This is a genomic window from Marinobacter sp. B-12 (assembly GCF_056857915.1).
This window is the reverse complement of the sequence record NZ_JBSXOB010000061.1, coordinates 70,389-90,894: the sequence shown is the minus strand read 5'-3', so window position 1 is coordinate 90,894 and position 20,506 is coordinate 70,389. Positions and strand designations below refer to the sequence as shown.

The 20,506-nt window shown below is 56.6% G+C and carries 18 protein-coding genes; 10 read left to right on the top strand and 8 right to left on the bottom strand.

The features are described 5' to 3' along the window. The first annotated feature begins 77 nt into the window (after window positions 1-77). From AC13D2_RS15715 to AC13D2_RS15700, 4 genes are all read left to right on the top strand, one after another. Window positions 78-2,171 carry a TonB-dependent siderophore receptor gene (locus tag AC13D2_RS15715; RefSeq protein WP_482938895.1) on the top strand — a complete coding sequence of 698 codons (2,094 nt, stop codon included), beginning with the start codon at window positions 78-80 and terminating at the stop codon, window positions 2,169-2,171. Between the two features lie 98 nt (window positions 2,172-2,269). After that, window positions 2,270-2,881: a sigma-70 family RNA polymerase sigma factor gene (locus tag AC13D2_RS15710; protein WP_420389283.1), complete on the top strand. Its 612-nt coding sequence runs from the start codon at window positions 2,270-2,272 to the stop codon at window positions 2,879-2,881. Beyond that, the gene (locus AC13D2_RS15705) at window positions 2,878-3,633 is read left to right on the top strand and encodes an anti-sigma factor (protein ID WP_300492836.1); all 756 of its coding nucleotides are present in this window, start codon (window positions 2,878-2,880) and stop codon (window positions 3,631-3,633) included. Before AC13D2_RS15710 ends, AC13D2_RS15705 begins: the two co-directional genes overlap by 4 nt. Before the next feature lie 107 nt (window positions 3,634-3,740). Beyond that, window positions 3,741-4,160, top strand: a complete 420-nt coding sequence (locus AC13D2_RS15700; RefSeq protein ID WP_292048990.1) for a DUF7282 domain-containing protein — start codon at window positions 3,741-3,743, stop codon at window positions 4,158-4,160. A gap of 41 nt (window positions 4,161-4,201) precedes the next feature. Here the strand turns inward: AC13D2_RS15700 and AC13D2_RS15695 are convergent, their stop codons facing one another. The 4 genes from AC13D2_RS15695 to AC13D2_RS15680 all read right to left on the bottom strand — a co-directional run bounded on the left by AC13D2_RS15695 (window position 4,202) and on the right by AC13D2_RS15680 (window position 7,859). After that, the gene (locus AC13D2_RS15695; RefSeq protein WP_292048989.1) at window positions 4,202-6,403 is read right to left on the bottom strand and encodes a DUF2339 domain-containing protein; all 2,202 of its coding nucleotides are present in this window, start codon (window positions 6,401-6,403) and stop codon (window positions 4,202-4,204) included. Next, window positions 6,382-6,753 (bottom strand): hypothetical protein, encoded by a 372-nt coding sequence (locus AC13D2_RS15690; RefSeq protein ID WP_292048988.1) that lies wholly within the window; start codon window positions 6,751-6,753, stop codon window positions 6,382-6,384. The genes AC13D2_RS15695 and AC13D2_RS15690 overlap by 22 nt, the downstream gene beginning before the upstream one ends. 40 nt (window positions 6,754-6,793) lie before the next feature. Beyond that, window positions 6,794-7,120 carry a hypothetical protein gene (locus tag AC13D2_RS15685; protein WP_300492841.1) on the bottom strand — a complete coding sequence of 109 codons (327 nt, stop codon included), beginning with the start codon at window positions 7,118-7,120 and terminating at the stop codon, window positions 6,794-6,796. Between the two features lie 118 nt (window positions 7,121-7,238). After that, window positions 7,239-7,859 (bottom strand): pyridoxamine 5'-phosphate oxidase family protein, encoded by a 621-nt coding sequence (locus tag AC13D2_RS15680; protein WP_300492844.1) that lies wholly within the window; start codon window positions 7,857-7,859, stop codon window positions 7,239-7,241. 110 nt (window positions 7,860-7,969) lie between these two features. Here AC13D2_RS15680 and pdxR point away from each other — a divergent pair, with 110 nt between their 5' ends. From pdxR to AC13D2_RS15665, 3 genes are all read left to right on the top strand, one after another. Next, a complete protein-coding gene (gene pdxR, locus AC13D2_RS15675; protein WP_300492846.1) occupies window positions 7,970-9,400 on the top strand; it encodes a MocR-like pyridoxine biosynthesis transcription factor PdxR in 1,431 nt (476 codons plus the stop codon). A gap of 41 nt (window positions 9,401-9,441) precedes the next feature. Next, window positions 9,442-9,585, top strand: a complete 144-nt coding sequence (locus AC13D2_RS15670; protein WP_007152669.1) for a DUF3096 domain-containing protein — start codon at window positions 9,442-9,444, stop codon at window positions 9,583-9,585. Window positions 9,586-9,646: 61 nt separating this feature from the next. After that, window positions 9,647-12,070 carry a putative bifunctional diguanylate cyclase/phosphodiesterase gene (locus AC13D2_RS15665; RefSeq protein ID WP_482938894.1) on the top strand — a complete coding sequence of 808 codons (2,424 nt, stop codon included), beginning with the start codon at window positions 9,647-9,649 and terminating at the stop codon, window positions 12,068-12,070. Between the two features lie 24 nt (window positions 12,071-12,094). Here the strand turns inward: AC13D2_RS15665 and AC13D2_RS15660 are convergent, their stop codons facing one another. After that, a complete protein-coding gene (locus AC13D2_RS15660; RefSeq protein ID WP_292048983.1) occupies window positions 12,095-12,958 on the bottom strand; it encodes a DMT family transporter in 864 nt (287 codons plus the stop codon). Between the two features lie 219 nt (window positions 12,959-13,177). On the opposite strand from AC13D2_RS15660, the gene AC13D2_RS15655 reads away from it, so the two are divergent. Continuing rightward, the gene (locus AC13D2_RS15655) at window positions 13,178-13,921 is read left to right on the top strand and encodes a substrate-binding periplasmic protein (RefSeq protein WP_292048982.1); all 744 of its coding nucleotides are present in this window, start codon (window positions 13,178-13,180) and stop codon (window positions 13,919-13,921) included. 259 nt (window positions 13,922-14,180) lie between these two features. Continuing rightward, window positions 14,181-15,803, top strand: a complete 1,623-nt coding sequence (locus AC13D2_RS15650; RefSeq protein ID WP_482938893.1) for a M28 family metallopeptidase — start codon at window positions 14,181-14,183, stop codon at window positions 15,801-15,803. Window positions 15,804-15,875: 72 nt separating this feature from the next. On the opposite strand, the gene AC13D2_RS15645 is transcribed toward AC13D2_RS15650, so the two are convergent. The 3 genes from AC13D2_RS15645 to AC13D2_RS15635 form a co-directional block, all read right to left on the bottom strand. Beyond that, window positions 15,876-17,012, bottom strand: a complete 1,137-nt coding sequence (locus AC13D2_RS15645; protein WP_482938892.1) for a glycerate kinase — start codon at window positions 17,010-17,012, stop codon at window positions 15,876-15,878. A 1-nt stretch (window position 17,013) separates the two neighbouring features. Next, the gene (locus AC13D2_RS15640; RefSeq protein ID WP_300492858.1) at window positions 17,014-18,357 is read right to left on the bottom strand and encodes a GntP family permease; all 1,344 of its coding nucleotides are present in this window, start codon (window positions 18,355-18,357) and stop codon (window positions 17,014-17,016) included. Between the two features lie 149 nt (window positions 18,358-18,506). Beyond that, entirely contained in the window at window positions 18,507-19,595 is a 1,089-nt protein-coding gene (locus AC13D2_RS15635; protein WP_300492860.1) for a CdaR family transcriptional regulator, read from the bottom strand. Window positions 19,596-19,799: 204 nt separating this feature from the next. Here AC13D2_RS15635 and AC13D2_RS15630 point away from each other — a divergent pair, with 204 nt between their 5' ends. Further along, on the top strand, window positions 19,800-20,498 hold the full coding sequence (locus AC13D2_RS15630; protein ID WP_292048978.1) for a spondin domain-containing protein: 699 nt from the start codon (window positions 19,800-19,802) through the stop codon (window positions 20,496-20,498). Window positions 20,499-20,506 lie beyond the last annotated feature (8 nt).

The following is a 20,506-nucleotide window of genomic DNA, read 5'->3' as shown; positions in this document are numbered from 1 at the left end:
AATGCGACTGGTATGATTAGCGCCATCCTACATGAACATTCGTTCATTTCTATCCCCGTGTTTTCCGGAGGTTTTCGATGGCCCTGTCTCCCACCCCGCACCAGCTCGCACTGGCGATCAGGCGCACACTAACTCTTTTGGCAACCTGCTCGGCAATCTGTGTTCCAGCTATCGCGGCTGCAAAGGACGATACCAGTGAACCAACAAGCCTGGAAGCGCTGGTTGTGTCCGCAACCGCTTTGAAAGTAGAAGCCCCTTTGATGGAAACCCCCCGGCCCGGCTCGGTGGTGGAGCAGGAAGAACTGGAAGAGCGCAACGTACAGGCTCTTGATGAAACCTTCCGCTATCGCGCCGGAGTCCTCTCGGGACAGTATGGTGAGGACAACGATACCGACTGGTTGAAGATACGTGGTTTCGACCAGTCCACTTATCAGGACGGCCTGCGAATCTATCGACAAGGATTCTATCAATGGCTGCCGGAGCCCTTTGGCCTGGATCGCATAGAACTGCTCAAAGGCCCTGCTTCCATTCTGTACGGCGAAGCCCCTCCGGGTGGTGTCATCAATGCAATCAGCAAGCGACCTACCGATATTGTTCAGGGCCAGATCAATCTGCAGGCAGGAACCGATGAGCATCGCCAGCTTGGGGTCGATACGGCCGGGCCTGTCGGCGATAGAAGCGATCTCAGCTACCGCCTGGTTGGCTTGTACCGCTATAACGAAGGCGATCTGGATTTCACTGAAAACGAGCGCTATTACCTGGCACCAAGCCTGACCTGGGATATGTCTGACAGCACGGAACTCACCTTATTGGCGAGTATCCAGAAGGATGATGCCATTCCGACCAATCCGTTCAAACTGCCATTTGGCACCATAGACGACACTCCTTTTGGCAAAGTGGACCCTTCCACCAACTACAGCGAGCCAGGCTACGATACCAACGAGCGCACCCAGTCAGCCATCGGCTATTCACTGAGTCATCGCCTCAACGACACCTGGACCTTTGAACAGGACTTCCGCTACAGCCAGGTAGACCTGCTGTTGCGCAGTAGCTTTATCTTCTTCCAGACTGGTCCGCGGGAAGGTCAGCGCTATCTCGTCTACCGCGACGGCGAGATCAACAGCTGGACAGTCGACAACCGCCTGGTGGGCAAGTGGTTTACCGACCGCACCGAGCACACATTGCTGTTCGGGGTGGACTATCAGGATCTCGAAAACGAGGGCAAACAGAACAGCGCCGGGGGCTCTACTCCGTTTGGCGGTCCTATCGACCTGTTCGACCCGCAGTACGGAAACTTCACGCCAATTACTGCCGCGGATCTGATCGTACAGGACATCAACAAGCAGCAGACAGGCTACTACCTGCAACATCAACTGCGCCTGGATGATCGCTGGGTGTTCCTGGCTGGTGGTCGCTTTGACCAAGCCGAAGTCGACAGTATCAATCGTACAGCTGGCACGCGCCAGGAAGCCGATGCTGATGAATTCTCCCTCTCCGGCGGGGTTATGTACCTGGCCGAGAACGGGTTTTCCCCCTACCTGTCTTATTCCGAGTCCTTCCAGCCTATTGCTGGCACCGACGGCACCGGCGATCTCTATGACCCCAGAAAGGGCAGGCAACTGGAAGCTGGCGTGAAGATCGCACCGGACAATCTGGACGGCTATGTCACCGCAGCAGTGTTCCGGATCGAAGAGGAAAATTCACTCGGCACCAGCCAAAGCGGTTTCCAGATCCAGGACCGGGAGCGCACTACCGCTGGCTTCGAACTTGAGAGTGTCAGCTACCTGACTGAACAGCTGGAACTTACCGCTGCGTACACATACAGCGATGCCACGATCAAGGAAACCGAAACCGACAACAGCGAACGCGCGGCCCCGCTGATACCCAGGCACATGGCGTCAGCCTGGCTGGACTACAGCTTCGTTGACCATGTGCCAGGCCTGAAGATCGGCGGTGGCGCCCGCTACGTGGGCTCAACCCGAGACGGTACGACCAACGTTCCCTCCTACACGGTTCTGGACCTGATGGCCCAATACGATGTAACCCGCAACTGGCAGGCACAGGTTAACATCACCAACGTAGCGGACAGGGAATACGTCGCGAGTTGCGATTACTGGTGCTACTACGGCGAAGCCCGTAGCGTGGTTGCCAGCGTTAGCTACCGTTGGTAAGGGGGGCAGTCGCGCAAACTTGCTTGACGTAATAAACCCGAACACGGCAATCTGCGTATAACGAAGCACCTTCTCACACACCCGTTGGCGACTCCTGCATGTCTGAACCGTTCAGTTCATCCACCACTGGCCGCGCCCCATCAGGCTCGGAGTCGCCATCCCAGCCAGTGTCCCCCGATCAAATCAGCGAGCTGCTTAAGGGCGTTGCCGCAAAAGACCGCTCCGCGTTTGCGACACTGTATGAAGCAACGGCGCCGAAACTTCTTGGCACCATCATCCGTATCTTGAATAACCGGGGTTGGGCCGAGGAAGTCGTGCACGATACGTATATCAAGATCTGGCGAAAAGCGGATCAATTCGACGCAACCAAGGCCTCTGCGATTACCTGGATGGTCACCATTGCCCGCAACGGTGCTATCGACGAACTGCGAAAGCAGCCGGCAAGTCGCAAGGCACCGGAAGATGAGCTGAATCAGCTCGCCAGCAAAGAACCCAATGCCCAATCACAAGTGGAAAATCAGCAGACCGTTAACCGACTGAACCTTTGCCTGGAGGAACTGGAAAAAGACCGCCGCGACATGGTGCGGCTGGCCTATCTGAACGGCTGGTCCAGAGCAGACCTGGCCACGCATTTCGATCAGCCGGTGAATACCGTCAAAACCTGGCTGCATCGGGCGCTGAAACAACTGAAGGGGTGTCTCACACCATGACCGACCGCGACGATCTGGACATGCTCGCAGCAGAGTTCGTCCTGGGCACACTGGATGCCCGGGAGCGGGCCGCTGTGGCCGTGCGTCGGCAAAGTGAACCGGATCTCGACGAGATGATCACTGCCTGGGAGCGGCGCTTGTCTGCACTGGCTGATGAAGTAACGCCGGTCACGCCAGACCCCGAGTTGTATCAACAGATTGAACAACACATCGATGCCCTTGAGACGCGCCTAGCAGGTGCTGATACTGACAGCCACGATAAATCCAACGTGGTTTCCCTGCACAAGCGCCTTCGGCGTTGGCAGTGGAGTACGGCCCTGGCGTCAGCCGCTGCCATGGTGCTGGTTGCCGTTCTTATATTCCAGCCTGCGCCAGAGCAGCGCCCACAGTCGTTTGTGGCCGTGTTCCAGCAGAATGACCAGCAGCCGGCCTTCATGCTCTCGGTAGACCTCAACAACCGTCAAATGCAGATTCGTCCGGTAACGGCCGAACCTATGCAGGGAAAATCCTACCAGATGTGGATAAAAGCCGATTCACTCGGGCCGAATCCGCGTTCCCTGGGCGTACTCAGCGACAACTTTGAGCTGGAACGCGCAGCCCTTCATGACTACGATCCTGAACTACTGAAGGAAGCCACCTTCGGTATCAGTGTAGAGCCCGAAGGCGGTTCACCCACTGGCCAGCCCACCGGGCCCGCCATACATGGCTACCTTTATCCCGTTGCTGATGAGGCTCCTGGCCCCTCTCACTGATTCTTTTTCTTACTTGCTGAAACTTTTGGGAACCACCCCCGTAACTGCGGTTACACCCATCGAACACGATATCAAGATGGGATTAACCCGAAAGCAAGGAGAACACAATGAAGAAGCATTTGATGACAAGCGCATTTCTAGCCGCAGCTCTGGCTTCTGGTTCCGCATTGGCAATGGACAACATGAAAGTCGGGGTCTGGGGAGACAATCAGTCAGTTGCGGACGGCACCGTGACTGCCAAAAAAGTGGTTGCCGAGAAAAATGGCTGGCTCGTGGTGCATCGCACGGATGAGAGTGGCAAGCCCGGCCCGGTCGTGGCACATGCCCCCCTTCGCAAGGGTGAAAATACAGACGTGGCCGCTATTCTGACCGAAGACGTCAAATCGGGCGACATGCTGATGTTGATGCTTCATAGCGAAGACGGCGGCATGAAAACCGGCATGTTCGAATACACCCTGGGCGCCAAGGAAGATGGCCCCATCAAGAAAGACGGCAAGCTTGTGATGAAAACCATCACAGCGAAGTAATTGACCGGCCATCAACAGGGTGGGGCCGCTCACGGCCCCACCTAATCAGACGGTGGGGCCACAATGCCCTGCGCTTTCCGATACATCCACGCCAATCCCAATAACGCCAGCCCAAGCCCCATAAAGGCCGCCACTCGCCAAAGCCCCTGCAACCCAGCCATATCGACGAGAAAGATCTTGGCAATCACCAGGCCCAACAGAGCCATGCCTGCCTTGTAGAGCACCGCATTGTCACGCTTGGCAGAATAGGCAATAGCGCCGATGGCGTACAAAAGGCTGACAACCGAATAGCTGTAAAGCTCACCCTCTGACATACCAAACGACAACCCCATATCACTTCCCTGCCAGAGTTGCCGGATCTCCAACGCGGTAAACAGCAGAAAACCGGCAGACGCCACGCACAACGACCAGAACCGGGGCGCAAGCGATGGAAACCGACTGACTGCAAGCGCCAGCAGAATGGGACCACCGTAGGCGGGCAGCAGCATGTTGATGATCGGTGTGTCACCTATATTCCCGCCGCCCCACCAGGGATTGTGGAGCGTCACCAGAGCAAGGTAACTCAACATCGACAGCGCGAGCAGTATCCGCGAGAACAACCGGTACAGCCAGGCCAGTGACTCGCTCGCCCCGGCACGCACCGTATAGGTCACGCCCAGTGCACCCCAGAGTAGTGTGTTGATTGCTGCCTCAGTAAAGCTGTACTGCTGGGAAAAAATATCGCCATCGTAAAGCCAGTAGCGCATCTCAGCACCCAGGAACAGCACCAGTAGATGCAGGGTCGCCCCCTCCAGCCAGGCGCGAATGGCACGATCCTTCCCCGCCAGCCAGGTGGCAATGCCGGCAAACAGCGTAGCCCCACCATAGCTCCAGAGTGACCAATGGAGATCGGTAGCGTAATCCTGCAACCACGGATTGAACGTCAGCCGCGTCACCACCAGGGCCAGGGCCACCTTCAACAACACGTGAAGCTCGGGCATCTGATAACGTCGTGCCAGCCAGGTTAGACTGACAAACTGAGCAGACAGGGCCAGGGTGAGTGACGCCTCGCGGGCAATCATCACCGCCGCCAGGGAATAGCTGACGTGTGCCGCCAGCACCGCCCAGACAACACCCATCCGATAGCGCTGCACGCTTTCCAGCTTCCACGCGAGCACGCCGTAAGCGCCGCCAACCAGCAACATCGCAACTGACCAGACGGGTGATGTTTGATGGCCGTGTATCAACAGCCAACCCAAGACCGCCCAAACCAGTGGCGACAACAGGGTGAAGGAGGCCCACCGGCGACGATCATTCTGGCGAACCCAGTGCCACAATCCGAGCCCGATGGACAGCATGGCGCCCCCTATCAGGTAGGACAGCAAACCACCCTGATGCTCCAGCGCTATCTGAGTAACATAGGTGACCTCAGTGCCATTGCGCCCGACGTATCCGAGCCACCCCAACGCACTGGCCACCACCGCGCCCCAGGGCAGGAACCAGAGCGCTCCACGACTCTGCGGCACCAGCGCTGCGGCCGGCAGTATGAGAAGCCAGCTCCAGAAAAACGGGCGGTCGCCCTGCCCGACCATCGATAGCGCCCAGAGAACCAGCAGCGATACCAAGACTTCCCGCAAATACGGCAACGCCTGATTTGAGCGAACCGGAACCAAGGCAAACACCACAAACAGAGCGGCGATGTACCAGGCTGTTGATGCGCCAATGGCGGCTCCGCTGGATGTGGCCAACCACCACAGCAACGCGCCGGATAACGTGGCATACCAGAGCCAGTCCCGATAGACATAACGCATCAACATCAACGAACTGACGGTGATCACGAAACTGTATGACAACACAAAAGCCACGCTGCCATCATCGCCACCGATCAATAACGGCACCAGATAGGCGCCACTCAACCCCATGACGGCGAGCAACGGACCATGAACCAGAGCCAGTACCATGGTGCCCAGAGACACAATGGCCAGCCCGAAAAGGCCCACGGTTGGGCCGACCAGACCGTAATGGTGAACGCCCGCCAGCAGCGCCGCATAGAGAGTGATACTGCCTCCACCCTCCAGCGCCGCGAATACTTCGTTCGCACCCCGGTTGCGGCGACGCAGATATTCCGCTCCCCCATGCAATGCAAGGCCGCTGAGTAGCGCCAACATCAATTGCTGCGACGGACCTATCATTCCCGCTTTGATGGAGTGACTGACCATAAAGATACCGGCCAACCCAACGCTCAGGCCGCCAAGCCAGACCATCCAGTTTTCTTCAGGGCCTGGACAAAGCGGGATTTATCGCGTGACGTTGCATCTGCACTCGGGGAGCTTGAGTCGGGCAAGGGGGTTAAATCAGAAGGGGCTGACGTGTCCTCGACAACGGTTTCGTCGAGTTCAAGCTCCAGCTCCGGGGCTGGTTGGTCTTGGCCGTTTCCGCCCAAATGTTGCCTTAGATAGGTCACTTCTTCGCGCAAACGGGACACTTCCCGGTTCAGGGACTCAAGGCGTTCCGACTGCTCACGACGTCGGGAAAACGCAAGAATACCCAGCACGGAACCCACCGGCAGGAGTATGGCAATACCAATTGCCAGAATAATCAATAGTGCTTCCATGCAGCCCCTCGTGTGTCAGGCGCCCGACATAAGGGCCCGCCTATCCAAAATAATCCAGCATCCAGTCCACCAACGTTTGGGCACTGACCTCCGACAACGCCATGCCCTGAAACTCATCACCCACCTCATCGTCGATGGTCACGAACTGGTACAACAGCACGCCTGGCTGGTTGTCGTGCAGGATCAAAGTAATGCGGCGACGGGTGCGCAGACAGTCAATGGTCATGACATCCGCGGGAATACCCGAATCACGCATGCCCCGGCGCACTTCCAATACCGGGTTGATGTGCTTATGGGCAGCCTGGATGCGGGTGTGGGCATCACTGGCAATATCGGACAAGGCTTTCAGTGGATCAACATCGGACATGCATTGCTGCCTGCATTATCTGGCAAGTAAGTGAAACGATTGTGAACACAGTTTACCTTGAATGCCCCCCGATCATAACCTGCCAAGTAACGATTGGGGCATCAACGCCCAGACCCACTTAGGCTGGCAGCACACCGTGCCACACTGGCAGCGCCATATCCTCCGGCTCCTCTCCAGGGCCACCAGTCCGGCTCTTGAACGCGCCTTCCTCGATTGGAACCCTAAACAATGCCGTCGCCTTCCGCTCCTTCGTATTAGGAGCACGCACCTGCTCCCAACGGCCCGGTTCAATCTGGTCGATGATGGCCTGGAACGCGGCGTCGAATTCGCTCTCCTCCGTCACTGGCTCTGCCCTGCCGAACAGTACCAGGGATTCATAGTTGGCACTGTGATGGAAAGCCGATTTTGTCATCACCCATTGGTTGGTCACGGCGAATGAAATGCACAACAGTTGTCCCGATGCCAGAGTCTGCGCCAACCTGCCACCGCTGAGTGTATGCAGGTAAAGGTCGTCAGCAAGACGCCAGGCTGTAATCGGGATAATGCGTGGCTCGCCATCTTCAACAAAGCCCACATGCGCTGTTTTTAACCGATCGATCAGGGCGTAAGCCGGCGCCCGGTCGTAGCTGGCTCTCCTGGCCGCGCGCTTCACCCGGCTGCGAGGACAGCAAGACAGCGGTGATGACGGCGGTGATAACGGTAGTGATAAAGGGGTATTCGTGATTTCCTTCCGGGACATCGTATGCTCCTTTTGCAAAGTACGCCTCTATAAAAAGTGCGCCTCTATTAGAAGAAACATCTGATACCATGGAAAGATCCAGATTATAGATTTTAATAGGACCAGTTAAGGTGATTGACGATATACGGTTCGAGCACACTACACCGCTGCAAACACAGCTTTATCAACACCTGTCCCAACGCATTATCCATCGACGTTACCTGCCGGGAAGCCAATTGCCCTCCAGCCGTCAGCTGGCGGCAGACCTGGGTATCAGCCGCAACACCGTCAACGCTGTTTACGACCAATTGAAAGCCGAAGGTTTTCTGCAAAGCCGGGCTGGTCGAGGCGTATTCGTGCACCAAGACCTCAACCTGGCGATCAACCACCCCACCGGCGGAGCCATCCAAACCACACAGGCCATGACCTTGCCGCCATTGCCGCCGACTCCCGCCAGTCGTTTGAGGCTAGGGGAAGACGCCAACCTGCCCTTCCAGCCCGGGCTGCCCGATATCGACGCCTTTCCCATTCGCAGTTGGAACCGAATACTGCACCATCAGGAGAGCCGAAGAAGCCTTCGCGGCTATGACACTACCCAGGGTTACCAGCCATTGCGCCGAGCCATTGCAGACTATCTGCGAGCCTCCCGCGGGGTGCGTTGCCTTGAACAGCAAGTGATCGTAACCAATGGAGCGCAACAGGCGCTGTCGTTGATTGCAGACGTGTTGTTAAAACCCGGTGACCGGGTCTTTGTTGAGAATCCGGGCTACCGGGGCGCCCGATACGCCCTTGGCCGTCACGGCAACCCGCTGCTGCCCGTGCCACTCAAACAACAGGTTCTGGATGTTGGCATCCTGAACAGCCTTGGCGCCGCCAAACTGCTGTTCTGCACACCAACCCATCAATACCCCATGGGGGGCATTCTCGATGTTTCACAGCGCATGGCATTGCTACAGTGGGCACGCCAAAACCAGACGTGGATCGTGGAAGACGATTACGACAGCGAATTCCATTTCTATAACAAACCGTTTGCAGCCATTCAGGGCATGTTCGATACCGCCCCCGTTCTCTATGTGGGCAGCTTCAGTAAGACATTGCTGCCAGCCCTGCGAGTCGGCTACCTGATCGTACCGGAGCCACTTGTCGACCATTTCCTCTGGGCCAAGCGTGTCAGCGGCGGAGAGACACCGTTACTGACACAGGCAACCATCGCCGAATTCATCGACAGCGGCCAGTTCACACGGCATCTGCGCCGTATGCGCCAACTCTATCGTGATAAATGGCATCATTTTCAGGCGCGGGTTACCGAAAGGCTTGGCGGCAAGCTGGCTCCTATAGCGGAAAGTGCCGGGATGCATTTGGTTCTGAAAGGAAACGTGGATGACCTTGCCCTGAGCCGGCAACTAGGCAACCTCGGATTCGGCAGCACAGCCCTCAGCGAACACTATATTGGAGGGGCCGCGAAGACCGGGCTGGTGATGGGATTCGCGAGTGCGAGCGAGTCACAGATCGAAGAGTGCGTGGATGCACTGTGCAGACTTACAGACTACGATGAAAGATAGAAAAAACACACCCCAACCTACTCGACAGGGATATTGTTCTTATGACACTTCACCTTGAACTGGCACCATTAATCAGCCTGGGCGCGGGCATTGGCATACTCGTATTTCCGAAGCTGCTTAACTACATCGTCGCGGGTTATCTTATCATTCTCGGAGTCCTGGGGTTGTTGGGGCATACATTGTAAGCTGACGCCCCAGCGAGACAAAGCCATCTGTTGGCGCGATTTGTGGAGAGCACCGGCAGCCATGCGAAGCAAAGGACAGCAACCCAATCTTCAGCGGAAACTGACCGCGCTGGTAGCAGGGCTATGCCTCACGATCATCCTGACCGTGTGTTTCATGGTCGCCGTGGTGCAAGTGCAGTCGGCAATCACCGCCTATACATGGGGTGAAAGTGTCTGGTCAAACGCTCAAATAGAAACTGTCCAACACCTTGACCATTTTGCCGAAACGGGCAACTTTTCAGAGCTGGCACAGGCCCGGGACTCGCTGGGCATCCCTATTGGCGATCTGCATGCGCGCATAGCCATAACGTCTGAGAACCTCGACTGGCAATGCGCCAGAAATGGCCTTCTGCAGGGTGGCAACCATGCCGAGGACCTGACCCGCATGATACTGCTGATCCGCCTTTTCTCATGGCTCGACCAGTTGGAACGTGCCATTGCCGCCTGGGCGGAAACCGATGAACAGCTACTTGAGCTGGACCAGATCGGCAACGCGATGGAACGTGAATGGCTGGAGACCTCTCCGAGTCGCGACAAACTCGAAGCCCTGCGGGAAAGGCTTGCCGTTCTGAACGTGAGCTTGCAAAAAAGCGCCCGCAAATTCCGTCTGGCCATGGGCGATGCATCCCGCTGGTCTGCCAGTTTCCTCTCCGTCGTCAGCGCCGGATTTCTGATTCTCGTGGCATTGTTATCCTGGTACCTGGGCTTCCGGCTGGTGAGACTGCTCAAACGCACCGAACAGAATTTTCGTTCCATTTTCGAGCAGTCCGCCATCGGCATTATCCGAATTGATACCGAAGGCCGGATTGTCAACGCCAACCGGGCCACCTATGACATTCTCGGTTACCAGCCCGATGAACTCGTACCCAGGCCCTACCGGGAACTGGTTCATCCGGAAGACTGGGACGTTGCCCGGGAAGAACGGCGGGCCATCAATTCGGGGGCCATCGACAGTTACACCACCGAACATCGGCTCGTTCGCAAAGACAACACGTTGCTATGGGCCAGACTCACCGCGTCCCGTGTGTGGGATGCTCCCAGTGCTTCAGCCTATTTCACAACGGTGCTGGAAGACATTTCCGAATCCCATCGACTGTCGACTGAACTCAGCTACATGGCAACCCATGACAGCCTGACAGGCCTGATCAATCGACGGGAATTCGAACACCAGCTTGCCAGTCATCTCGGGCGTGCCCGCAATGAGAATACGCAGCATGCACTTTGTTATGTCGACCTTGATCAATTCAAAGTGGCGAACGACACGTCCGGCCACGATGCAGGCGACCAGCTCCTGCGCCAGGTAGCGAACATCATCTCCAACAATCTGCGTGAAGCCGACACCCTGGCGCGGCTGGGCGGCGATGAGTTTGGCATCATTCTGCAGAACTGCGATCTCAAGACGGCCGGTCAGGTGGCTGAAAAGGTACGCGCCGCACTCGATCATCTGGTGTTTACCTGGCAGGAAACCAGCCACACCATCAGCTGCAGCATTGGTGTCGTGCCGATTAACAATGAGAGTTCGGGCATCAGCGCCCTTATGAAGGCGGCAGACATCGCCTGTTATACCGCCAAAGACAGTGGCCGGAACCGTGTATCCGTCATGTCGCTGGACGATGAACATATGGCATCCCAGCAAGGACAGATGGAGTGGCACAACCGTATCCAGACGGCTCTTCAGGAAAACCTGCTCTTCCTGGAGTGCCAGTTGATCACTCCCACCAACCGGCAAAGCAACGGATTGCGATATGAGGTTCTGGTCCGCATGCGATCAGCCGGCGGCTCGGTGGTGCCACCCAGCGCCTTTCTGCCTCCGGCAGAGCGGTATGGCATGGCTGCCAGAATCGACCGTTGGGTTATCGAGAATGTCCTCGAGAACCTGTCTCAGGTACCGGAACACCTGGCGGCACTGGAGGCATGCCATATCAACCTGTCGGGACGGTCGTTTGACCAGGCGGATTTTGCAGACTTCGTAGTGGACCTATTCGACCACTACCAGGTTCCGCCGAACAAGATCTGTTTTGAAATCACCGAAACGGCCGCAGTTCATAACCTATTGGAAATACAGTCCTTCATGAAACGACTGAGCCTGATGGGCTGCAGCTTTGCGCTGGATGATTTCGGTTCGGGCCTGTCATCCTTTGGCTACCTGCGTCGGTTACCAGTGAACTGCCTGAAAATCGATGGCATGTTCGTGCGCGACATCGAGACCGATAAAACGGACTTTGCAATGGTCAGAGCGATTCACGATATCGGCCGCACCATGAATATGATCACTGTGGCGGAATACGTGGAGTCAGAGCAGGCAAGGGTGCTGCTCGGCCAGATCGGCGTCGATCTTGTCCAAGGCTTTGGGATACACAAACCCTGCCCGCTACAGGACATCCTGGCCATGGACCCCAGCCGGCTCTCGAAACAGGTCGCGCGCCCTAAGGGGCATACAGAATAAGCGCTTCCGATACCACCCGAGAGATCAACTGGCTCGACGAAACAGCACGTAATTTCCCAGGATGGCGAGTAACGCACCCAGTACGGCCGTTGTTGTCCATTCGAAGCCTTCCAACCAGGTCGAAACGCTCAGAGCAACCACCGGAAACAGCACCGTTGCATAGCCGGCCCGGTCGGCACCGAGAGTCTGAATCACCGTGATGTAGCAGTAGAAAGCGATAATGGACCCAGGTACCGCCAGGAACACCGTTGCCCCCCAGAAGCTCGCAGATGTGGGCACCACCCACTCCACCCCCTGCACCAGGCACCAGATGCCCAGAATTACCGCGCCATAAACCATGGCCCACGCATTCGCCACCAACAACGGAATTTGCGCCAGCCGAACTTTGATGCTTACCAGATTACCCATGGAGAACCAGAAGGTGCCGGCGGCGGCAAACAGGATGCTGGTACTGGTGGCATTGCCCAGCTGCAAATCATGCCAGAACAACAATGCTACACCGGTAACACCTAGCGCCACTGCAGGATACAGCCGGGCGGTGGGTTTCAGCCGCAACCATAGCCAACCGTTCAGGGCATTGAACAGCGCCGCCAGCGAAAACACCACCGCCAGCAAACCACTGGTCATCGACTCGGCTGCGCGGTATATAAGCAGGAAGTTTACGCTGTACAGTGTCAGCCCCTGCAGAACCAGCCACCCATGCTGTTTCAGCGTCAACTTTTGCAGGCGTCGAAGCAATGCAAGCACCACAAGGGCCACAACAGAGGCCATCAAAAAGCGATAGAACACTGAAACATCCACCGGTGCCGACTCAACCTGCAGGCGAATGGCCGTCCAGGTAAGCCCCCAGATCAACACTGTCAGTCCATAGTGCACAGAAATCGGCATAGCAATGTTTCCCTTTAATAAATGACGCAGTGGTCGATCAAGTGGCCAACCTTATGGCAGTGCGAGGAAGAAAGCCTGTCAGATACTGACCACCTTACCTGCGACTTTCACTACATTGCCAAAATGTAAAGAAGAGGATTCCAGCATGCCATGCTGGCTCCCCAATCAATACCATGCCGCACTCGATAAATACCGTAACCATCAACGTGGAGTGTGTTCATGAAGGGAAAATTCGGGCTGTTAATGGCCCTGCTCGTGACGGCAGGTTGTGCGACCGCCACTGAAGAACTGCGGATCTACACAGAACAATATCCTCCGTACAACATGACCACCAATGGTCAACCATTTGCTCATTCGAAGGCAGATATTACCGGCCTTTGTACCGACGTTGTGAAAGCACTGCTCGGAAAGACTGAGCTGGAATACAGCATCAAGCTTCGGGACCTCAGTTATGGACTCAACCGTGCCGAACGACATCCTGACCATGGCATCTACTGCGTCTCCAAAACAGACGATCGCGAGCCATTTTTTGACTGGGTGGGGCCGCTGTCCTCCATCAAGTGGACCTTATTCGCCAAGCCTGGCTCGTCCATTGAACTGGAGCGCCTGGAAGACGCCCGCCAGTATCGGATCGGCGGCTACAAAGGTGATGTGATGACGAACTACCTGGCGAACAAAGGCTTTGAAGTTTCAGCCATCAGCAACAATGGCCTGAACGCCCGGCGCCTGGTAGAAGATCAAATAGATCTATGGGTGGCTGACGGCCTTGCCGGCCCCTACCTGGCCGCTGATGCTTCCGATATAACGGGGCTTGAGCCTGTTCTGTCCTTCCGTGAAACCCCGATGTATCTCGCCGTTCACAAAGAAACCTCCGCCGAGATTCTCCAGGCACTCAACAGAGGCTACCAGGAGCTGGTTGAGTCCGGCGAAAAAGCGACCATCTCCCGTTCTTACGGATTCTGACTGCAGATGCAAAGTTGGTAATCCGCCTCCCGACCCGGTCATCAGCGCGGTAAGAAATCACGCTGATGACCGCCTCAAAAATCCTAACGTTTTGTAATGTTTTTGGCATGGATGGACCGATATTCCACGACTAGTCTTGCGATAAGCATCGAAGGAAGTAGTGATGCCCGGGCCCCTGTTTCCCATCCTTTCAGGTGGCCCTCGCTGAAAATCCGCCACAAGCGGATCTAACAACAAACTCCCAGGATTGGAGAAAAAAATGCATATCAAAACCGTAAGCCGCACCATGGCTTTAGGATCGCTTTTCTTTGCAATAACCGCACACGCCGCTCCAGGCAAACAATCCACCGGCGATTTACTCAACGACTTCTGGAGCCCGGACCGCATCAGTCCATTCGAGTGCCGGTTTGGCATTCTCAACAGCACGCCCTTCGGCCTTCCCCGATGTATGCAGGCGAGCAACATCCAATACCATCTGGACAGATTTTACGGCATTGCCGAGGCCAACGATGGTAATCGCGCAGCCGGCTTGTCCGGTTACCAGGCGTCAGTGGATTACGTTAAAACCACACTTGAAAGTGCAGGCTATGACGTCACCGTCCAGCAGTTTCCCTTCAATGCTTTCTACCCGACCGGGGATGGTATTTTGCAAGCAACTGCGCCAACCCCTACAGACTATGTATGGGAGGAGGACTTTACCTACCTCTCGCAGACTGAACCTGGAGACGTGTCAGGCACAGCCGTCGCAGTAGATGTTCAGTTGGGCCCGGACAATACCTCCACCAGTGGCTGCGAACCTGAAGACTTTACCGGCTTCCCCGCTGGTTCTGTCGCCGTAATCCAGCGAGGCGCCTGCGCCTTCGGACAGAAAGCAACCAATGCTGCCAATGCCGGCGCCACAGGTGTGGTCATTTTCAATCAGGGCAATACGGAAGACCGTAAAGGCCTGACCAATGCCACACTGGGCGATGACTATGCTGGCGGTATCCCTGTTGTGTTCACCACCTACGACATTGGCGCTGGCTGGGTAGACCAACCAGACCTTCAACTGCGGGTCGTGACCAACGTAGTGAGAGAGCAAACTGAAACCTCCAATGTGATTGCCCAAACGAACCGGGGCAATCCTGACAACGTGGTGATGACGGGCGCTCACCTGGATTCAGTGTTTGAAGGGGCTGGTATCAACGACAATGGCTCCGGCAGCGCTGCGCTACTTGAACTGGCCCTGCAAATGAAACGGGCCCATCCCCGTAATCAGGTCCGCTTTGCCTGGTGGAGTGCGGAAGAGGCCGGCCTGGTTGGCTCAACGTTCTACGTCAACAGCCTTTCCCAGGAAGAGAAGGACAAGATCAAGGTCTACCTGAACTACGACATGATTGGTTCGCCCAACTTCGGCAACTTTATCTACGATGGCGATGGTTCCGACTTCGATCTGGCAGGTCCTCCCGGATCAGCCGCCACGGAGGCGCTGTTCGAGAAGTACTTCAATCTGCGTGAGATTGCCTCAGAGGGCACGCAAATCAGCTTCCGCTCGGACTACGCGCAGTTCTTCGAGGACGGCATTGCGTTTGGCGGGCTGTTTACCGGCGCGGAAGTGCTGAAAACCGAAGAGCAGGCGGCCAAGTTTGGTGGCGAGGCTGGTGTTGCTTTCGACCCCTGCTATCACTCGGCCTGTGACGACATCACCAATGTTGACGAGCTCGCGCTTGAAATCAATGGCGATGCCGCAGCCTTCGTGACCAGCTGGCTGTCACTCTCAACCCGAGTGATTGACGAGGAAATTGCCGCAGCGGAAGAAGCGGAACCCGCGGCCGGTGCTCGCTTACTGCAGGCAGAGCAGAAACGCGACATTACCCATTGGGGTGACAAGTGGATCAAGTAACGCTTCTCGTTACATCATCCACCTAACGATGAGGGCCACTTTCAGAAGTGGCCCTTTTTTGTGGCCCGGGCGTCACTGCCCACGAATGGCATGAACCAGCCGGGCCAACTGTTCCGCACAGTGTTCCAGGTTTTTCTGTCCGTCCCGCATGGCCTCATCAAGGGTCATCGGTTCTGGCACAATGGAAAAGGCTGCAGTCAGCCCCAGTTCATGAAGCGCCGTCAATTCACTGCCCACTTTTCCACCCAGGCCAAGAACCGGCACGCCGTGCTTACCGGCCAAAGCCGAAACACCTGCTGGTGTCTTCCCTGACGCACTCTGGCCATCAATCGCCCCTTCCGCCGTGATAACAAGATCCGCCGAACGCATCTGTGTCTCAAGCCCCACGGTCTCCATCACCAGCTCGATTCCGGACTTCAGGCTGGCGCCCAGAATACCCGCAACCATACCCCCAATCCCGCCTGCGGCACCGCTGCCCGGAAACGAACGTATGTCGTACCCGGACTTGTCCGCAATGTCCGCAAACCGGCTCAGATTACGGTCCAGCTCGGCCACCTGTGCAGAAGTGGCCCCTTTCTGGGGGCCAAACACGGCTGCGGCGCCATCGGCGCCGTTCAGCGGGTTGCTGACGTCACAGGCGACAACCAGACGAGTGTTCTCCAGTGCTTTAACGGCGGGGGACACGTCGAGATTCGACAACAAAGCCAAACCGGCGCCGCCTGCCGGAATCTCCTGACCGCCGGAGTCCAGCAACCGGGCGCCAAGAGCCTGAAGAATACCAGCTCCACCATCGGTTGTTGCGCTGCCACCCAGACACATCACCAGGGCGGTCGGTCTGTGCTCCATGGCGGCCTTGATGAGCTCTCCCGTCCCCCGGCTGGTTGCCTTCATGGCATCCCTTCGGCTGGCAGGCACATGGTGCAACCCACTGCCTTCCGCCACTTCAACAACAGCAGTGCGGCCATCGGAGACCAGACCATACTGCGCCGTTACCGGATCACCCAGCGGCCCTGTTACGTCAGCGGAATGCAGCGTACCGTTCTGCGACTCAACCAGGGCCACCGTGGTTCCCTCACCGCCATCGGCGAGCGGAACCTGCACCACCTCATCCGTCGGGGCACCCCGATTCCAACCGCGCGCAATCGCAGCCGCCACCTCCTTGGCAGGCAGACACTCCTTGAATGAGTCGGGTGCAATGAGGATCCGCATATTACAGTGCTACCAGTGAGGTCAGCCAAACCATCGAAATCGTGACCAGCCCCATAATCAGTGTTGCCGTGGTATGGGACTTATAAGCCGTAGCCACATCCATCTTGCTGAACTGGGAAACCACCCAGAAATAACTGTCGTTGGCGTGGGAAACCGTCATGGCGCCAGCACCGATGGCCATCACCGTCAACACGCGACCGAATTCCGAGTCCAGCCCCAGTTGCGTCATCAAGGGCGCCACGAGCGCCGACGTAGTGACCAGCGCAACAGTTGAAGAGCCCTGCGCGGATTTCAGCGCGGCGGCGACGAGGAACGGCATGATGACCCCCAAACCAAGTGTCGAGAGCGTATCTCCAAGATAATCCCCCAATGCCGTTTCAGCCAGCACACTGCCAAAGGCCCCGCCAGCACCGGTGATCAGGATAATGGGTGCAGACACCTCCAGGCCTTTTTGAGTGTGGCGGGCGAATTCATCAAGTTTCTGCTTGCCCTGAATCAGCAGCAGTGCGAAGCCAAGGCCGATCATCAATGCGTTCAGAGGCTTACCAAGGAAATTCAGCGTCTCGTACAGAGCTCCCTCTCCAAGTGGAGCCGTCGGATAGCTCGCAACCGACCCCATACAAATCAATAGAATCGGGACAAAGATCGGCGCAAATGCAGCCCAGGGAGTCGGCAGTTCACCATAATGTTCCCTGGCCTCCTCAAACGCCTCTTCTGCCAGCTCAAGCTCCGTGCTGCCAAGATTCCGGCTCCTGCTCGCCCAGAACAGGCCTGCCAGCGCGGCAATCAACGCAAACGCGAAACCAACAGCAATAACCAGCCCCAAGTTGTCTTCCAGCCCCAGATTGCCGGCTGCCGCGATGGGCCCCGGTGTGGGGGGAACCAGGGTGTGGGTTGCAAACAGCCCAGTGGACAGTGCCACCGTCATGGCTACCGGTGACACACTGAGCTTCCTCGCCATGGATCGCTTAAGGCTGTTCAGGATCACGAAACCCGAGTCGCAAAACACCGGGATGGACACGATAAAACCAACCAGAGACATCGTCAGCGTCGGAAAACGCTGGCCCAGCAGTTTGACGATACTCTCCGCCATGACAATGGCTGCACCGGTGCGCTCAAGTATGACACCGATGATGGTGCCTAGAACGATCACCAAACCGATGTATCCCAGAATGCCGCCGAATCCCGACCTGATGGTACTCTCGATGGTGTCGATTGGCAGGCCAAAAGCAAATGCGGCCAGGAAAGAGGCCAGTAACAGGGTAATGAAGGGGTTCAGCTTGAGCTTGCTGGTGGCAAATACGATAAAGACGACCAATACCAGCAGAATCAGGACCAGATGCATTCACACTCTCCGTTCAGTATTGTTTTCTATGCGTAGGGGGCGGCATTCCTCAGCAGCTAGTTTAAAAGTTGACAGCACCCTGGTCGTTAGCGAAGAGCACAATTTTTTTGCTAATTTAATAGGCCAAATTGTGGACTTGAACAATTTTTCTAACGTGTTTCCAGGGCGAACTGGAGCACCAGCAAGTCCCGGAGCACAAACGGAGACAGCCTGGTGAGCGCTTCGATTTTCTGCAGCCGATAACGCACCGTATTGGGGTGGATGTTTAGCTGGTCAGCACATCGCTTTATTTCGCCGTCACAATCAATATAACGTGACAACGTCTTTAGATAGAGTTCTCCCTGCCGATGCTCAACAAGGTGTTCGATCAGCGCCTGCAATTCAGCTTGCTGCCAGTGTGGCGCAAGACTCTGCCAGAGCGCCGGAATTCGAACCTCTTCGTAGCGGAGAAGGCTTGCTCCCGGGTTTCTCCTGCGCCCTACTTCCAGCGTTGCGGTTGCGGACTGATAACCGGCTACAAAGTTCCTGGTGAATGATTTTCCTGCCGCGAGAATGACGTCGTCTTTACCACGGGCAGCCAAGGTTGCCAGCAGGTTATTGAACTCTGACCGACTTGGCCCGGTTTCCGCGAAAATCAGGAGCTGCCTTGGTGATAGGCGAATGGCAAGCGCTGCCCGGTGATGTTGCTCGAGATAAGGTGTCAACGGAACAAGCACCTGCTCCACCGCAACCTGGGTTGTTGCTTCGAGTATCACTCCTATCCTCGGACAATCAGCTTCAATACCCAACTGCTCGAACCAGATTTCCGGCACGGTTTTGCCTTCACACGCCGCCAGCAGCACGTCTTCAATCTGTCGGCGCCGATGCTGCCCTGCTTCCAACAGTGCTGCCTGCTCGAGCATTAGCTCAGCGGTAATACGAACCAGATCCGCGTACTGGGAGACCTCTTCAGGCGCACCGGATATACCAACAACCGCCGCCAACTCCCCGCCAACGGTGACGGGCAGATTTACGCCCGGGCGGGTTCCCGAGTACGCGCCGGAGCGAGAGTCATCGATGATCAATGGATGCCCACTGCTGGCAACAAGCTTCGCAGCTTCATGGTGATCACCAACCCGGCGAGGCTCGCCGGATGCGATAATAATACCGTCCGGCGTCATCACGTTGACGGACCAACCAATCGCCTGCATTGTGCGATCGACAATTCGTTGCGCAGTTTGTTCATCCAGAGTCAGCACGTGTTTTCGGGGCCCATGGCAGGTTCAGAGAAGCGTTCCGAAGGTATTGTGCCGTAGAGCCCCCTTCCGCTCCTAATAGTGAGCGGCCAAGTAGCGCACGCTATCGAAAATGGTGACTAAACGGTGACTCTTTTGTGATGAACGCCCCCGCCAGCTTTGACGACACTGGATAGGCACGTCCAACCCTTTCAGAGGAGTCCAACAATGAAACGTGTCATCCTTACACTAACGCTGGCGGCTGCACCCTTAATAGTGCAGGCAGCTGAATTCGACGTAGAAATTCACAACCCGACTCGGGGGCTCTACTACACACCCCTGCTCGTCACGGCCCACCCTCCAAACATGAAGCTTTTCGAAGCTGGCGAAGCGGCTTCCAGCGAATTACAGGCCATGGCAGAAGGCGGTGACATTATGCCGCTGGTTACCGCCCTGGACTCAGCGGGTGCCACCACGGTTGCCAATCCCGCTGCGGGACTGTTAGCGCCGGGAGAAACCACGACGGCAATCGTCAATACTAACAACGCCACAGCCAACACCCAGCTTTCCATCGTGGCCATGCTGCTGCCCACCAACGATGGCTTTCTGGCCCTCAACAGCCTGACAGTGCCCACTCAACCTGGCACTTACACCTACAACCTGAACGCCTACGACGCCGGCACCGAAGCCAATGATGAGTTGCGTGGAAGCGGCGCTCCCGGACAGGCTGGAATGCCCGTTCCACCGCCGCTTGATCCTGTTCTTGGAACTAACGGCACAGGGGCCGCCAGTAATGCGGAAGGCTACGTTCACATTCATCGCGGAAACCTGGGCGATACCGACACTACCGGCGGCAAAAGTGACATTGTCAGCACGCTGCATCGGTGGTTAAACCCCGTGACCCGCGTCACCGTAACGGTGAAATAGCCCGGAGG

Coding starts and splice junctions, on each gene's coding strand:
- AC13D2_RS15715 (WP_482938895.1), top strand. CDS start 78: ATGGCCCTGTCTCCCACCCCGCACCAGCTCGCACTGGCGATCAGGCGC.
- AC13D2_RS15710 (WP_420389283.1), top strand. CDS start 2,270: ATGTCTGAACCGTTCAGTTCATCCACCACTGGCCGCGCCCCATCAGGC.
- AC13D2_RS15705 (WP_300492836.1), top strand. CDS start 2,878: ATGACCGACCGCGACGATCTGGACATGCTCGCAGCAGAGTTCGTCCTG.
- AC13D2_RS15700 (WP_292048990.1), top strand. CDS start 3,741: ATGAAGAAGCATTTGATGACAAGCGCATTTCTAGCCGCAGCTCTGGCT.
- AC13D2_RS15695 (WP_292048989.1), bottom strand. CDS start 6,403: ATGGTCTGGCTTGGCGGCCTGAGCGTTGGGTTGGCCGGTATCTTTATG.
- AC13D2_RS15690 (WP_292048988.1), bottom strand. CDS start 6,753: ATGGAAGCACTATTGATTATTCTGGCAATTGGTATTGCCATACTCCTG.
- AC13D2_RS15685 (WP_300492841.1), bottom strand. CDS start 7,120: ATGTCCGATGTTGATCCACTGAAAGCCTTGTCCGATATTGCCAGTGAT.
- AC13D2_RS15680 (WP_300492844.1), bottom strand. CDS start 7,859: ATGTCCCGGAAGGAAATCACGAATACCCCTTTATCACTACCGTTATCA.
- AC13D2_RS15670 (WP_007152669.1), top strand. CDS start 9,442: ATGACACTTCACCTTGAACTGGCACCATTAATCAGCCTGGGCGCGGGC.
- AC13D2_RS15665 (WP_482938894.1), top strand. CDS start 9,647: ATGCGAAGCAAAGGACAGCAACCCAATCTTCAGCGGAAACTGACCGCG.
- AC13D2_RS15660 (WP_292048983.1), bottom strand. CDS start 12,958: ATGCCGATTTCTGTGCACTATGGACTGACAGTGTTGATCTGGGGGCTT.
- AC13D2_RS15655 (WP_292048982.1), top strand. CDS start 13,178: ATGAAGGGAAAATTCGGGCTGTTAATGGCCCTGCTCGTGACGGCAGGT.
- AC13D2_RS15650 (WP_482938893.1), top strand. CDS start 14,181: ATGCATATCAAAACCGTAAGCCGCACCATGGCTTTAGGATCGCTTTTC.
- AC13D2_RS15645 (WP_482938892.1), bottom strand. CDS start 17,012: ATGCGGATCCTCATTGCACCCGACTCATTCAAGGAGTGTCTGCCTGCC.
- AC13D2_RS15640 (WP_300492858.1), bottom strand. CDS start 18,357: ATGCATCTGGTCCTGATTCTGCTGGTATTGGTCGTCTTTATCGTATTT.
- AC13D2_RS15630 (WP_292048978.1), top strand. CDS start 19,800: ATGAAACGTGTCATCCTTACACTAACGCTGGCGGCTGCACCCTTAATA.